The organism is Prauserella cavernicola (assembly GCF_016595675.1).
In the GTDB taxonomy this organism is placed as follows: Bacteria; Actinomycetota; Actinomycetes; order Mycobacteriales; family Pseudonocardiaceae; genus Prauserella_A; species Prauserella_A cavernicola.
Window position 1 is genome coordinate 1 of sequence record NZ_JAENJH010000004.1, and the last position, 13,673, is coordinate 13,673.

At 70.5% G+C, this 13,673-nt stretch carries 14 protein-coding genes; 5 read left to right on the forward strand and 9 right to left on the reverse strand.

Translation table 11 applies throughout. From position 1 onward, the window contains the following. The coding region (locus JHE00_RS17760; RefSeq protein WP_200319406.1) for a hypothetical protein at window positions 1–245 on the forward strand (245 nt) is incomplete at its 5' end. 56 nt (window positions 246–301) lie between these two features. Then, window positions 302–1,777: an MFS transporter gene (locus JHE00_RS17765; RefSeq protein WP_307831987.1), complete on the forward strand. Its 1,476-nt coding sequence runs from the start codon at window positions 302–304 to the stop codon at window positions 1,775–1,777. A 291-nt stretch (window positions 1,778–2,068) separates the two neighbouring features. Here JHE00_RS17765 and JHE00_RS17770 read toward each other — a convergent pair whose 3' ends face one another. Continuing rightward, window positions 2,069–2,821, reverse strand: a complete 753-nt coding sequence (locus JHE00_RS17770) for an SIR2 family NAD-dependent protein deacylase (protein WP_200319408.1) — start codon at window positions 2,819–2,821, stop codon at window positions 2,069–2,071. Between the two features lie 31 nt (window positions 2,822–2,852). Beyond that, on the reverse strand, window positions 2,853–4,040 hold the full coding sequence (locus JHE00_RS17775; RefSeq protein WP_200319410.1) for a L,D-transpeptidase: 1,188 nt from the start codon (window positions 4,038–4,040) through the stop codon (window positions 2,853–2,855). A 126-nt stretch (window positions 4,041–4,166) separates the two neighbouring features. Here JHE00_RS17775 and JHE00_RS17780 point away from each other — a divergent pair, with 126 nt between their 5' ends. Next, on the forward strand, window positions 4,167–6,101 hold the full coding sequence (locus tag JHE00_RS17780; RefSeq protein WP_200319412.1) for an acyl-CoA dehydrogenase family protein: 1,935 nt from the start codon (window positions 4,167–4,169) through the stop codon (window positions 6,099–6,101). Between the two features lie 82 nt (window positions 6,102–6,183). Here the strand turns inward: JHE00_RS17780 and JHE00_RS17785 are convergent, their stop codons facing one another. The 4 genes from JHE00_RS17785 to JHE00_RS17800 all read right to left on the reverse strand — a co-directional run bounded on the left by JHE00_RS17785 (window position 6,184) and on the right by JHE00_RS17800 (window position 9,589). Then, window positions 6,184–6,861, reverse strand: coding sequence for a DedA family protein (locus JHE00_RS17785; protein ID WP_200319414.1), 678 nt, complete (start codon window positions 6,859–6,861; stop codon window positions 6,184–6,186). A 141-nt stretch (window positions 6,862–7,002) separates the two neighbouring features. Next, window positions 7,003–8,010, reverse strand: a complete 1,008-nt coding sequence (gene lipA, locus JHE00_RS17790) for a lipoyl synthase (RefSeq protein WP_200319416.1) — start codon at window positions 8,008–8,010, stop codon at window positions 7,003–7,005. A gap of 37 nt (window positions 8,011–8,047) precedes the next feature. Continuing rightward, window positions 8,048–9,004: an oxidoreductase gene (locus JHE00_RS17795; protein WP_200319418.1), complete on the reverse strand. Its 957-nt coding sequence runs from the start codon at window positions 9,002–9,004 to the stop codon at window positions 8,048–8,050. A gap of 42 nt (window positions 9,005–9,046) precedes the next feature. Then, window positions 9,047–9,589: a hypothetical protein gene (locus tag JHE00_RS17800; RefSeq protein ID WP_200319420.1), complete on the reverse strand. Its 543-nt coding sequence runs from the start codon at window positions 9,587–9,589 to the stop codon at window positions 9,047–9,049. Window positions 9,590–9,703: 114 nt separating this feature from the next. Here JHE00_RS17800 and JHE00_RS17805 point away from each other — a divergent pair, with 114 nt between their 5' ends. Together JHE00_RS17805 and JHE00_RS17810 are read left to right on the forward strand one after the other, a co-directional pair. Continuing rightward, the gene (locus tag JHE00_RS17805; RefSeq protein ID WP_200319422.1) at window positions 9,704–10,306 is read left to right on the forward strand and encodes a TetR/AcrR family transcriptional regulator; all 603 of its coding nucleotides are present in this window, start codon (window positions 9,704–9,706) and stop codon (window positions 10,304–10,306) included. A gap of 10 nt (window positions 10,307–10,316) precedes the next feature. After that, window positions 10,317–11,252, forward strand: a complete 936-nt coding sequence (locus JHE00_RS17810) for an LLM class F420-dependent oxidoreductase (RefSeq protein ID WP_200319424.1) — start codon at window positions 10,317–10,319, stop codon at window positions 11,250–11,252. Between the two features lie 98 nt (window positions 11,253–11,350). On the opposite strand, the gene lipB is transcribed toward JHE00_RS17810, so the two are convergent. Genes lipB through JHE00_RS17825 form a run of 3 tightly spaced genes read right to left on the reverse strand, consistent with a single transcriptional unit; the run spans window position 11,351 to window position 13,607 of the window. Next, window positions 11,351–12,097: a lipoyl(octanoyl) transferase LipB gene (lipB, locus tag JHE00_RS17815; protein ID WP_200319426.1), complete on the reverse strand. Its 747-nt coding sequence runs from the start codon at window positions 12,095–12,097 to the stop codon at window positions 11,351–11,353. Beyond that, window positions 12,094–12,726: a phosphatase PAP2 family protein gene (locus tag JHE00_RS17820; RefSeq protein ID WP_200319428.1), complete on the reverse strand. Its 633-nt coding sequence runs from the start codon at window positions 12,724–12,726 to the stop codon at window positions 12,094–12,096. Before JHE00_RS17820 ends, lipB begins: the two co-directional genes overlap by 4 nt. Further along, window positions 12,723–13,607 carry a TIGR01777 family oxidoreductase gene (locus JHE00_RS17825; protein WP_200319430.1) on the reverse strand — a complete coding sequence of 295 codons (885 nt, stop codon included), beginning with the start codon at window positions 13,605–13,607 and terminating at the stop codon, window positions 12,723–12,725. Before JHE00_RS17825 ends, JHE00_RS17820 begins: the two co-directional genes overlap by 4 nt. Window positions 13,608–13,673 lie beyond the last annotated feature (66 nt).

Here is a 13,673-nt window from a genome sequence, read left to right on the forward strand (position 1 = left end):
ACCTGGCCGTGGGGGAGGAGGAGCCGCCGTTGTTGCTGCTGGCCTCGGCCGAGCGGCTCGACCAGAGCGTGGTCACCGAGCTCAAACAGACCCTGCAGGCCCACCGCGGCGACACCCCCGTCCGGCTCAAGCTGATGGGCAAGCAGCGCGAGACCGTGTTCGCGCTCTACGACTACCCCGTCAAGGTCAGCTCGATGCTCATGGGTGAGCTCAAGGGAATCCCGGGCATCACCGCGGGCGCCTGAGGCACGTCACCCGGGGTCACCTGCCGGAGCGCGGCAGGGGTCATAACGTGGAGAGTGTGAGTCAGGACGAGAGCTACGAACCCGATCCGCGCCGGTGGCGGGCACTCGCCGTCACACTCACGGCCGGGTTCATGTCGCTGCTCGACGTCAGCATCGTCAACGTCGCGCTGCCGTCGATCCAGTCCGGTCTCGGCACCTCGATCGCCGGAGCCCAGTGGGTGGTGTCGGGCTACGCGCTCGCGTTCGGGCTCGTGCTCGTCACCGGTGGCAGGCTCGGCGACGCGTTCGGCAGGCGCAGGATGTTCCTCATCGCGCTGTCGGCGTTCATCCTCACCAGCGTGCTGGCCGGCGCTTCGGTCAACGAGACGATGCTCGTGTCCGCGCGGCTGCTGCAGGGCATCGCCGCGGGCATGCTCACCCCGCAGAACAGCGGCCTGATCCAGGAGCTGTTCCGCGGAGCGGAGCGCGGCAGGGCCTTCGGCATGTTCGGCGCCACGGTGGGCATCTCCACCGCGATGGGGCCGGTGCTCGGCGGGCTGATCATCGCCGCGTTCGGCGCCGAGAACGGGTGGCGCTGGGTGTTCTACGTCAACGTGCCCATCGGGCTGGTGGCGCTCGTGCTCGCCGCCCGGCTGCTGCCGAAGGCGCCCCGTTCGACGACGCCGTTGCGCTCGCGGCTGGACTTCGTCGGGATGCTGTTGCTGGGGCTCACCGTGCTCGGCGTCCTGTACCCGCTCGCGCAGTCCGAGCAGGGCGGCCTGGGCCGCCTGTGGTGGCTCTTCCCGCTCGCCGCGGCATTCGGTTACGCGTTCGTACGGTGGGAGAAGCGGATGCTGAGCAGGCAGTGCTCGCCGGTGCTCGACCCACGGCTCTACACCGAGACGCCCGGGTATGCGACGGGTGCGTCGATCGGCGCGATCTACTTCTGTGGTTTCGCGGGTATCTGGCTGGTGCTCGCCATGTTCTTCCAGCAGGGCCTCGGCTTCTCGCCGCTGGAGTCCGGCCTGCTGGTGAGCCCGTTCGCGCTCGGCTCCGCGGTGTCGGCCGCCGTCGCGGGCAGGCTCGTGCCGCGCTTCGGCAGGTGGCTCACGGTCAGCGGGCTCTGCCTCGTCGCGGTGGGCCTCGGCGCCGTCGCGGTGCTCGTGCCGCTGGTGCCCCAGCAGACCATCGGCTATGCGATCGCGGCGCCGCTGCTCGTCGCGGGCCTCGGCGGCGGCCTGGTGATCGCGCCCAACACCACGCTCACCCTCGACCGCGTTCCCACGCGCATGGCGGGTGTGGCGGGCGGTGCGCTGCAGACCGGCCAGCGGCTCGGCACGGCGCTCGGCGTCGCCGTGCTCGGCACCGTCTTCCACGCGGGGATCACTGGCCCTGGCGAGAACTATCCCGCCGCGCTGGCGTACGCGATGGCCTGTTCGGTGGCGTTCACGGTCGCCGCGCTGCTGCTCGCCGTGATCGACGCGCGCCGGCATCCTCACCGCCGTCTATCGGAGAAGACACCCAGCGTGACGGCCACTGGTCCGTTGGAGTGATGTTGACTTGTGTCGGCTGGTTTCACGGAGAGCGACCGGGTAGACGTTTACTCGTGCCTTCCATGAGGGTTTCGGCTACCTAGTGTGGCAAATCGGTGGATGATCCGGGGATGGGAACGTAAACCGAGGAAACGCTGCGTGTTGTTCGGATCCTGGTGGCTCGAACACCCAGAGTGACCCTCACTGATCACGCTGACCGACGGCCGCGGGGGGCCGCCGGCGAGTACGAAGGCACCACCCGGGTGGGCTCTGGACGGTAGGGGGCCAGGGCCCGCCCGGGTCTGTCCCGCTCTACACGAGAGCGGGCAGCACCTCACCGAGCGGGCCGCGCAGGACGGCGGCCGCCGGGCTGTCGTACGGGGTCCTCGAGGCATTGCACACGATCACCGTCGCGCCCGCGCTCAGTGCGCTACCCACCAGCCCCGCGGCCGGATGCACCGTGAGCGAACTGCCTGCCACGAGCAGCAGCTCAGACGACACGGCCTCGGCCCGCGCCCGCTCCAGCACCTCGGCGTCGAGCGCCTGGCCGAACGAGATCGTCGCCGACTTGAGGATCCCTCCGCAGCGCTCGCACGGCGGATCGACCTCGCCGGCCCGTACGCGGGCCAGCGCCTCACGCATGTCGCGGCGGTCTGCGCACCCGAGGCACTCGCTCTCGAACATCGTGCCGTGCAGCTCGATCACGCGCGCCGGATCGGAGCCCGCCTTCTGGTGCAGACCGTCGATGTTCTGCGTGATGACCGCCGAGAGCCGCCCTGCCCGCTCCAGGTCGACGAACACCTGGTGCGCGGCGTTGGGCTTCGCCTCCCAGCCCGGGTGCCGGACGCGGCTCTGCCAGCTCGCCCGCCGGACCTCCTCACTGCCGACGTAGGCCTGCAGGTTCGACATCTTCTCGGCCGCCGGGTCCTTGGTCCACACACCGTTGGGCCCCCGGAAGTCCGGGATACCGGAGTCGGTGGAGATGCCGGCGCCCGTCATGGCCACGATCCGGTCCGCACCCGCCACCAGTTCCCGGGCGTGACTCAATTCCTCGGCGGTGTCCATACGTCCATGATGCCGTCGAGAGAGGTGGGCGTCAGTGCAGCGCGGAGCCCGCCTGCCAGTCCTGCCACGACAGCGACCAGTCGCCGTAGAGATCCCACACGGGCAGCTGCGGGCCTCCCGAGTTGGTCACCTCCACCACGTCACCGAGACCGAAGCGCTCGAAGAACCACTGCGCGTTCTCGGCGTTGAGGTTGATGCAGCCGTGCGAGACGTTCGTGCTGCCCTGGGCACCCACGCTGTTCGGGTTCTCGTGCACGAACTCGCCGTCGTTGGAGATCCGCAGCGACCAGCGCTCCTCGGAGCGGTAGTAGTCGGGATCGCCCTGGCAGACGCCGTAGGTGCAGGAGTCCATCGTGTAGCTGGCCTGCTTGTCGGAGATGACGTGCGTGCCCACGTGGGTCGGGGTCTCGTCCTTGCCCATCGAGATCGGCATGGTGCGCACCTGCTGGCCGTTGTGGAAAATCGCCATCTGCGCGGTCGCGCCGTCGGCTTTCGCCGTCCAGGAATCGTGGACGTGGTAGGTCTCGGTGCGATCCGAGGCTCCGTAGACGCCGTTTCCGAAATCGACTCCGTACACCTTCGCCGATACCGTCAGCGTGGTTCCCGGCTGCCAGTACTCCTTGGGCCGGTAATGCACGTTCTGGTCGTCGATCCAGTACCAGCCGCCCTCCTGCGCGGGTTCGGAGACGACGGACAGCTGCTTCTCGACAGCTGCCTTGTCGGTGACCGGCTGGGTGAACTGGAACGAGATCGGCTGTCCCACGCCGACACCCGTGTCGGCCACCGCGGCGGGACCAGGGATGAGGTTCGGCTCGGCCTGCGCCCTCGGGGTCACGGTGGTGATGGTGCCCCGCTGCTCGGTCTGCTTTCCGTTGTCCCCCAAAGCGTGTGCGACTACCTCGTAGGTGCTGCCGTAGCCGAGCGGCTCCGTCGAGGTCCACGTCGACGCCGACTCGTCGAGCTCGCCGGACACGGCCCTCGACGTCTCGGTGTTGACCACCGAGACGTCGCCGAGTTCGCCGTGATCGGCGCGCACCACCACGGGTGTGACGGGACTGGCGCCGGTCGCGCCAGCCTCGTCGATCGTCACGCTCGCGGCCGGTTTCTCCGCGGTCGTCGTCGGTGTGTTCTCGCCGGTTCCCCCAGTGCTGCAGGACGTCAGCGCGAGTGTCGCCGCGCCCAGCACCGATGCGAAAAGTAATGCCCTTTTGGGAAGCATTTTGTCCTTGTTTTATTAATTGAGAGGCCTATTTCACGCAGTGTAGCGGGCTTTTGAATCCGCTACCGATGGGTAACACTGGTGCAGTGTGATTGACCCGTTCGCGCCGACCCATGAGGAGGGCCGATGGTCGACCAACCGAAGGTGACGGAGAAACAAGCCAGGGCCGTCGCCGAGGAAGCGAGGGAGAGCGACTGGCACAAGCCCTCCTTCGCCAAGGAGCTCTACCTCGGCCGCTTCCGGCTGGACCTGGTGCACCCCCACCCGCGGCAGTCCCGCGAGGACTCCGTGAAGGGGGAGAAGTTCCTGTCCCGCCTGCGGGAGTACTGCGCCACGCTCGATCCCGCCGTGATCGAGCGCGAGGCCCGCATCCCCGACGAGTACGTGAAGGGCCTGGCCGAGCTCGGCTGCTTCGGCATCAAGATCCCCGAGTCCTACGGCGGGCTCGGGCTGACCCAGGTCGCCTACAACCAGGCGCTGATGCTCGTCGGCTCGGTGCACTCGACCCTGAGCGTGCTGCTCTCGGCGCACCAGTCGATCGGCGTGCCCGAGCCGCTCAAGCTCGCGGGCACGCCCGAGCAGAAGGAGCGGTTCCTGCCGCGCTGCGCCAAGGGCGCGGTGTCGGCGTTCCTGCTCACCGAACCCGACGTCGGTTCCGATCCCGCGCGGCTGGCCACCTCCGCCGTGCCCACCGACGACGGTGAGGCCTACCTGCTCGACGGCGTGAAGCTGTGGACCACCAATGGTGTGGTCGCCGAGTTGCTCGTGGTGATGGCCAGGGTGCCGAAGAGTGAGGACCGCAAGGGCGGGGTCACGGCGTTCGTCGTCGAGGCCGACTCACCGGGCATCACGGTGGAGCGGCGCAACGAGTTCATGGGGCTGCGCGGCATCGAGAACGGCGTCACCCGCTTCCACCAGGTCCGGGTTTCCAAAGAGAACGTGGTCGGCGGTGAGGGCAAGGGCCTCAGGATCGCGCTCGCGACACTCAACACCGGCAGGCTCTCGGTTCCCGCCTCGTGCGCGGGCACGGCGAAGTGGGCGCTCAAGATCGCCCGCGAGTGGTCGGGCGAGCGCGTCCAGTGGGGTAAGCCCCTCGGGCGGCACGAGGCGGTGGCGAGCAAGATCTCGTTCGTCGCCGCGACGACGTACGCGCTCGAGGCCGTGGTGGAGCTCTCGGCGCACATGTCCGACGAGGGCCGCAACGACATCCGCATCGAGGCGGCGCTGGCGAAGCTGTGGGCGAGCGAGATGTCCTGCGTCGTCGCCGACGAGCTCATGCAGATCCGCGGCGGCAGGGGCTACGAGACGGCCGCGTCGCTCGCCGCGCGGGGGGAGCGGGCGGTGCCGGTGGAGCAGCTCGTCCGCGACCTGCGCATCAACCGGATCTTCGAGGGTTCGTCGGAGATCATGCGCCTGCTGATCGCACGTGAGGCCGTCGACGCGCACCTGGCGGCGGCGGGCGATCTCGCCGACGCCGAGGCCGACCTCAAGAGCAAGGCGAGCGCCGCGGCCAAGGCGAGCGGCTTCTACGCGAAGTGGCTGCCGCAGCTGGTCTCGGGCAAGGGGCAGCTGCCGTCGTCGTTCCGCGAGTTCGGTCCGCTGGCGGCGCATCTGCGGTTCGTGGAGCGCACCGCACGCAAGCTGGCCCGCTCGACCTTCTACGGCATGGCGCGCTGGCAGGCCGGGCTGGAGCAGCGACAGGGCTTCCTGGGCCGGATCGTCGACATCGGAGCCGAGCTGTTCGCGATGGCGGCCGCGTGTGTGCGGGCCGAGCGGCAGCGTGCCGACGACGCGGAGCAGGGTGCGGCGGCCTACGAGCTGGCCGACGTGTTCTGCGAGCAGTCGCGGCTGCGCATCGAGCGGTTGTTCCATGCGCTGTGGTCCAACACGGACGCCGCTGACGCCGGCCTCACCAGGTCGGTGCTGGACGGGCGCCACACGTGGCTCGAGGACGGCGTGCTGGACCCCAGCGAGGGCACCGGGCCGTGGATCGCCGACTGGCGAGCGGGGGAGTCCGCCACGGACAACGTGGCCCGCCGCTACCTCCCGCCGACCACCTAGGTAGCTGGGCCACATGCGGTGAAGGGCACCTTTACTGCATTGAACGCAGTAAAGGTGCCCTTCACCGCAGTCGTCGAGAGGGTCAGGAGCCGACCGGCTCGTCGCCGGCGTCCTGGGTGCCCGCGGGTTCCTTGGTCTGGGACGAAGTCGGCGCGAGCGCCTTCTTCTTCTTGAACCGGATCAGCGCGATCACGGCGACCGCGGCGAGCACGCCGACCACGATCAGGCCGCCCGTGCTGAGCATGCCCTCCACGCGCTTGGCCGCCTCACCGAGCGCCGCGCCGATGCTGATGTGCAGCAGCGACCAGGCCGCCGCGCCGCTCACCACAGCCGGCAGGAACTTGCGGTACGGCAGGCCCGAGGTGCCCGCGGCCGCCGGCGTCAGCGTGCGCACCACCGGCAGGAACCGCGCGAAGAACACCGCCCACGCGCCTCGTCGTTGCAACACGTCGGTGGCCTTGTCCCACGCGTCGGTGCCGTAGCGCCGGATGAGCTTGGTGTCGCGCAGGCGTGGACCGAACCGCTTGCCGATGGCGTACCCGATCGAGTCACCGATGCCCGCGCAGACGGTGACGACCGCCCACAGGATCACGAACCTCGGCACCGTGGTCGCCGTGGTGGCCGCGATCAGCAGCCCCGACTCACCGGGCGCGATGAAGCCGAGCCCGATGGTGCATTCGAGCATGACGAGCAGGCCGGTCGCGCCGACGAGTGCGGGCTGCGGCAGGTTCTGCAGCCATTCGAGCAGGTCGGTTACCACGTACTATCCCCTTGCCTGTCGTCCCCGGCGGCGCGAGCCACGTGCTTGCAACCCCTAGGACGACAGTAGCGCCTGACCGGTTCGCCCTGGCTCGGGGTTTTCCCGGATTTCCCCGGAAAGGCGACGCTCGGTCAGTTCCGCTCAGGACTGACGGGCGAGGACGCTGCTGGCCTCCTGCGCGGCGGGCTGGGCGTTGGCGAGGTGCTCCAGGTTGGCGGGCAGCGTCTCGCCACGGTGGGCCTTGGTCTGGGCGTAGAGCTTGCCCGCGCGGTAGGACGAGCGCACCAGCGGTCCCGCCATCACACCCGCGAAGCCCAGCTCCTCGGCCGCGGCCGTGTGCTCGACGAACTCCTCGGGCTTGACCCAGCGGTCCACCGGGTGGTGCCGCGGCGAGGGCCGCAGGTACTGGGTGATGGTGATGATCTCGCAGCCGGCCTCGACCAGGTCGCGCATCGCGGCGACGACCTCCTCGGGGGTCTCGCCCATGCCGAGGATGAGGTTGGACTTGGTCACCAGACCCGCCTCGCGGGCCCGCGTGATGACCTCGAGCGAGCGCTCGTAGCGGAAGCCGGGGCGGATGCGCTTGAAGATCCGGGGGACCGTCTCGAGGTTGTGCGCGAGCACCTCGGGCGCCGAGCCGAACACCTCGGCCAGCTGGTCCGGGTCGGCGTTGAAGTCGGGGATCAGCAGCTCGACCCCGGTGCCGGGGTTGAGCTTGTGGATCTGGCGGACGGTCTCGGCGTAGAGCCACGCGCCGCCGTCCTCGAGGTCGTCGCGCGCGACGCCGGTGACCGTCGAGTAGCGCAGGCCCATCGCCTGGACGCTCTCGGCGACCCTGCGCGGCTCGTCGCGGTCGAGCTCGGCGGGCTTGCCGGTGTCGATCTGGCAGAAGTCACAGCGACGGGTGCACTGCTCGCCGCCGATGAGGAACGTGGCCTCGCGGTCCTCCCAGCACTCGTAGATGTTGGGACAGCCGGCCTCCTCACACACGGTGTTGAGGCCTTCGCGGCGCACCAGACCCTTGAGTTCGGTGAACTCCGGGCCCATGCGCGCCCGGGTCTTGATCCACGACGGCTTCTTCTCGATCGGCGTCTGGCTGTTGCGAACCTCGAGACGCAGCAGCTTCCTACCCTCCGGCACAGCAGTCACGGGCTCCACACTACGCGCCGGAGATCAGCGGATGACGCTATGCGGGATCAGGCGTGACGCCCGTCAACTTCGCGGTCAGCTCCCACAGCCCGGAGCCGGTCGCGGCGTCGCGTGCGGACCGCAACGGAGTGACCACCCTGGGATATCCGCGCAGGCCACCGGGCCCGCGCGGACCGACGTACGTGCCGCCCGTGATCTCGTGATCGGTGGCGGCCCGCAGCTGCGGCAGCGCACCCATCCGCGCGTTCTGCGCGAGCAGCAGCTCGCCGAGCCGGGTGCCCGTGCCGACGACGGTCCTGACGATCGAGGTGGACTGCGAGCGGGCCATCGCCGAGCCGAGTCCGCTGCGGCTGTAACCGGGGTGGGCGGCCACGCTCACCACCGTCTCGTCCGCCGCGCGCAGGCGGCGGTCGAGTTCGAGCGCGAACGCCTGGTTGGCGAGCTTGGCCTGGGCGTAGGCCGTGGCGGGGTGGTAGCGGCGGCGCTCGAAGTTCGGGTCAGCGAGGTCGATCGAGCCGCCCGCCGCGACGAGGCTCGAGACGGTGACCACGCGGGGTCGCGTGCCGCCGCGCAGCGCGGGCAGGAGCTGCCAGGTGAGCGCGGCGTGGCCGAGGTGGTTGGTGCCGAACTGGGTCTCGAACCCGTCACTGGTCAGGCCTCGCGGCGTGCCCATCAGCCCGGCGTTGTTCACGAGGACGTCGAGCGAGTCGCCGGTGAGGTCCCTCACCGCGGCTGCCGCGTCGCGCACGGAACCGAGGTCGGCGAGGTCGAGCGAGACGAGCGCGGGTTCGGTCCCCGCCCTCGCGGCCACCTCGCGCAGCGCCGCGGCGCCCCGGTCGGGGTTGCGGCAGGCGAGCAGCACCCTGGCGCCGTGCTCTGCGAGCACGGTCGCGGTGCGCAGGCCCAGTCCGGAGTTGGCGCCGGTGACCAGCACGGTGCGACCCGACTGGTCGCCGATGTCGGACTCGCTCCAGTGCGCTCCCGAGGTAACCATGCCGACCACCTAACTACACGTGTTGGCCTGGCGCCAAGACCGTCACGCCGTGGGGGCGAGCCTGCGGAGTAGCTGTCCGACCGGGTTCGCGCGCCTGCTCCGAGTGCGGCTCCCGGCGCGGGCCTCGAGCAGCGCGACGAACGCCTGGCCGATGCGGGTGACCTCCGCGCGGGGCTCGTTCGGCTCCGCCAGGCCCGCGGTGACGGCCAGCATCCGCAGCTCGGCCTCGTGGGCGTTGTCGGTGGAGGCGTAGCGCCCTGCGTGGGCCTCGAGCACCGCGCGCAGGGTGGGCTGCTCGCGCACGGCGGCCCGCCACGCCCTCGACACCGCGTCGACGTGGTCCCGCTCGCCGCCGCCCGGAACGCCGTCGGCGTCCTCCGGGCCCGCGACCTCGGACCGCAGGCGCCCGCTGAGCACCTGGGTCCACTTGTACTGCAGTGCGAGCAACAGGTTCTCCTCGGACCCGAACGCCTCGCGCGCTCCGGCGACCTCGGCGAACGGCAGCGCACCGTGCGGATCACGCTCCGCGCGCCTGAGCACGGCGTCGATCACGTCGCGCCTGCGATAGAAGTCGTTCCAGCTCATGGCCTGTTCCCCTCCCGTGACGCGGGTCATACCAGCGGTTTGCGGCATACTCCCGGTACGGACTGACACGCCCAACATACCATCGGTATGGGATAGGGAAACGCGCGTAGAGTTGTGAGCGTGGTGACAACGAGGTCCAGGCGGGAAGACTATTCGGAGTCCACGCGAAGTGCCCTCGTCGCCAGCGCGGTCGAACTGTTCACGGATCGTGGTTATGCCGGCACCTCACTCGACGAGATCGCCAGACGGGCCAGGGTGACCAAAGGTGCGCTCTACCACCACTTCAGTGGTAAGCAGGCGGTGTTCGAGGCCGCGTTCGACGCCGTGGAAACCGGGGTCAAGGGCCGCCTGGAGAAGATCATGAGCGGCCCCGAGAAACCGTGGGAACGCGCCCAGAAAGGGCTGCGCGAGTTCATTTCCAGCTGCCTCGACCCCGCTTATCAGCGAATCGCCATTCACGAGGCGCCCGTCGTGATGGGCTGGCAGCGCTGGCGCGATGCCGAGGACCGCTACAGCTTCGGGCTGATCCGCTCGGCCCTGCAGGACCTGATCGACGCGGGCGAGGTGGTGCGGGTGCCCGTGGAGATCACCTCGCGGCTGCTGTTCGGCGCGCTCTCCAGCGCGGCCACCGAGATCGCGAGCTCGCCCGAGCCGGAGAAGGTCGGCGCGGAAGTGGAACAGGTCATCATCAGCCTCCTGGAGCAGGTGCGCCGTTAGGCTCGGACGCGTGGAACTGAGGATCTTCACCGAGCCCCAGCAGGGCGCTACCTACGACGACTTGCTCCGCGTCGCCAAGGCGACCGAGGACAACGGATTCGATGCCTTCTTCCGGTCCGACCACTACCTCAAGATGGGGTCGGTCTCCGGTCTGCCAGGCCCCACCGACGCGTGGGTCACGCTGGGCGGACTGGCCAGGGAGACCAGCCGGATCCGGCTCGGCACGCTGGTCACCGCGGCCACCTTCCGGCATCCTTCGGCGCTGGCGATCTCCGTGGCCCAGGTGGACCAGATGTCCGGCGGCCGGGTCGAGTTCGGCCTCGGCTCGGGCTGGTACGCCGACGAGCACACGGCCTACGGCTTCGAGCTGCCGGAGCTGAAGGAACGGTTCGACCGTTACGCCGAGCAGCTCGCGATCGTCACCGGACTGTGGGAGACCCCTGAGGGTGAGACGTTCTCCTTCCAGGGCGAGCACTACACCCTCGACGGCGCACCGGCGCTGCCCAAGCCGGCGCAGCGGCCGCGCCCGCCGGTGATCCTCGGCGGCGCGGGCAAGAAGCGCACGCCGGAGCTGGCGGCGCGCTACGCCGACGAGTTCAACATCCCCTTCGGCTCCGTCGAGTCCGCGACCACGCAGTTCGAGCGCGTCGACAACGCCGCGTCGGCCGCGGGCCGCGACCCGAAGGAGATCGTGCGCTCGGCCGCGCTCGTGGTGGCGATCGGCCGCGACGACGCCGAGATCGCGCGCAGGGCCGCCGCCATCGGCCGCGAGGTCGACGAGCTGCGGCAGAACGGGGTGGCCGGAACTCCGGCACAGGCCGTCGACACGATCGGCACCTGGCGGGAGCGGACCGGGGTCACCCGGCTGTACCTGCAGGTGCTCGACCTGGCCGATCTGGACCACCTCGAGCTGATCGCGGCGGAGGTCGCGCGCCAGCTCGACTGAGGGCGTGCGGCCAGGGCGCGTCTGACGATTCCGCTACCGGCCGCGCGGGGCTAGCCGCGCTGATCCCCGCTCGATCGGCAGGAATTGTCAGGCACGCCCTAGTTCCGCAGCGCGAACGTGACACCGGGGGCGCTGGGGGCCTGCGGGCGTGGCAGCCAGCGATCGTCGCTGACGGCCAGCTCGCCCTCCAGCGCCGCCAGCACGGCGTCGCGGGCCAGCGGCAGCGCCTCGGTCACCGGCACGTCGCGGCCCAGTTCGGCCGAGAGCGACGTCGTGCCCGCGTCACTGATGCCGCACGGCACGATCTTGTCGAACGCGCTCATGTCGGCGTTGCAGTTGAGCTCGAAGCCGTGCATGGTCACGCCGCGCTGCACGCGGATGCCGATCGCGGCGATCTTGCGCTCGGGGCCGCGGTCGTCGGCGGGCAGCCACACGCCGCTGCGGCTCTCGACCCGGCCGGTGTGCACGCCGAACAGGCCGCACACGTGGATCAGCGCCTCCTCGAGCCGCCGCACGTACTGCACGACGTCGATCGGGTCGGCGAGCTTGACGATGGGGTAGCCGACGAGCTGACCGGGGCCGTGCCAGGTGATCCGGCCGCCCCGGTCCACGTCGATCACGGGGGTGCCGTCGACGGGCCGGTCCTCGGGCTGGGTGCGCTTGCCCGCGGTGTAGACCGACGGGTGCTCCAGCAGCAGCATGGTGTCGGGGCCGAGCTCGTCCGCGCGCGCGTTGACGTACTCGCGCTGCAGGTCCCACGCCCGCTGGTAGTCGATCGTGCCGATCTCGCGGACGTCGACGGCGGCGGCACCGGCGCGGCAGGACCTACTCGCATTCTCAGTCACGCCGACGAGGCTACGCCGCGCCTCACCGGCGGCAACAGCCGAAGTGCCACGCCTGACAGCAGCGCGACCCCGCCCACCGCCAGCACCGCGCCGACGGTGTCGGTGACCCAGTGGACGTCCAGCACCACCCTGCTCGCCGCGCACAGCACGGTCGCCACCACCGCCACGCGGGTCACCAGCGCGACGAGGTGCGGAGCCAGCAGTACGCACAGCACCACCACGGCCACGGCGGTGCTCGCCACCGACACGACGTGCCCGCTCGGGTAACTGAAGTCCGGGTAGTCGCGCGGACGCTCGCGGCCGAAGACCGGCTTGGCGAGCCAGCTCGTCGCCCGGCACAGCACGAGCAGCGTCAGCACCCGCACCACGATCCACGCTCGCTGGTCGTCCCGGCGCCAGAGCACCAGTGCGGCGATGCCGAGGGCCAGGGCGAGCACCACCGGCAGCACGGGCCCCAGCACGGCGCTCACGACCTCGGCCACGACACCGGCGGGACCGGTCCAGGTGTCGTGCAGCGCGTCGCCGAGCAGTGCGTCCAGTCCGCGAGGCCGGTCGCTCACGAACACGCCGAGCACCAGGAACGCCGCGAGCAGCAGCGTGCCGAGGACGAGGGAACGCCGGGCGCTCACAGCACCGCCGTGAGCGCCTCGTCGAGTCCCGGGTGGCCGAAGTCGAAGCCCGCGTCGAGGAGCCTGCGAGGCACGGCTCGCGGCCCGCTCAGGATCATCTCGTCGGCCGACTCGCCCAGCGCGACCCGCAACGCGATGCCGGGCACCCACCACGGCGCGGGCCGGTGCAGGGCGCGGCCGAGCGCGCGCGTGAACTCGGCGTTGGTCACCGGCTCGGGAGCGGAGAGGTTCACCGGGCCGCGCACGTCGTCGTGCTCGAGCACGAACCGGATCGCGGCGAGCTGGTCGGGCAGGCTGATCCACGGGAAGTACTGCGTGCCGTCGCCCAGCCGCCCGCCGAGGCCGAACCGGAACAGTGGCTTGAGCGGGCCGAGCAGCCCGCCCTTGCCGCTGAGCACGGGAGCGTTGCGCAGCAGCACCACGCGCGCGCCCGCCTTGGCGGCCGGCGCCGTGGCCGCCTCCCACGACACGCACAGCTCCGGCAGGAACCCGGTGCCCGACGGCAGCGACTCGTCGGCCTCGCGCTCGCCGGTGTCGCCGTAGTAGTGCGCGCCGGAGGAGTTCACCAGCACCCCGATGCCGTGCTCCGCGACGGCCTCGGCGAGTACCTCCGTCGGCTCGATCCTGCTGTCGGTGAGCACCTGCTTGCGGGCTCCGCTCCACCGGCCCGAGGCCAGCGGGGCGCCGCACAGGTTCACCACGGCGTCCACGCCGTCGAAGGTGCCGGGGTCGATGCGCCCGGCGGGCGGGTCCCAGCTCCGTTCGTCACCGGCGCGGGTGTCGCGGCGCACCAGCCGCAGCACCTCGTGCCCCGCCTCGCGCAGCCGAGGGACGAGTGCGCTTCCGATCAGACCACTGGATCCGGCGACGATGACTCGCATGGGTCCACCTTAGAGAGACACAGTGAAGGGGCGCCCACCAAAGGTGGACGCCCCTTCACTCAGATG

What these genes read in the sequence shown, in the direction of transcription:
- JHE00_RS17825 (WP_200319430.1), bottom strand. Translation starts at nt 13,607, where the DNA reads ATGCGAGTCATCGTCGCCGGATCCAGTGGTCTGATCGGAAGCGCACTC.
- JHE00_RS17800 (WP_200319420.1), bottom strand. Translation starts at nt 9,589, where the DNA reads ATGAGCTGGAACGACTTCTATCGCAGGCGCGACGTGATCGACGCCGTG.
- JHE00_RS17770 (WP_200319408.1), bottom strand. Translation starts at nt 2,821, where the DNA reads ATGGACACCGCCGAGGAATTGAGTCACGCCCGGGAACTGGTGGCGGGT.
- JHE00_RS17780 (WP_200319412.1), top strand. Translation starts at nt 4,167, where the DNA reads ATGGTCGACCAACCGAAGGTGACGGAGAAACAAGCCAGGGCCGTCGCC.
- JHE00_RS17795 (WP_200319418.1), bottom strand. Translation starts at nt 9,004, where the DNA reads ATGGTTACCTCGGGAGCGCACTGGAGCGAGTCCGACATCGGCGACCAG.
- JHE00_RS17775 (WP_200319410.1), bottom strand. Translation starts at nt 4,040, where the DNA reads ATGCTTCCCAAAAGGGCATTACTTTTCGCATCGGTGCTGGGCGCGGCG.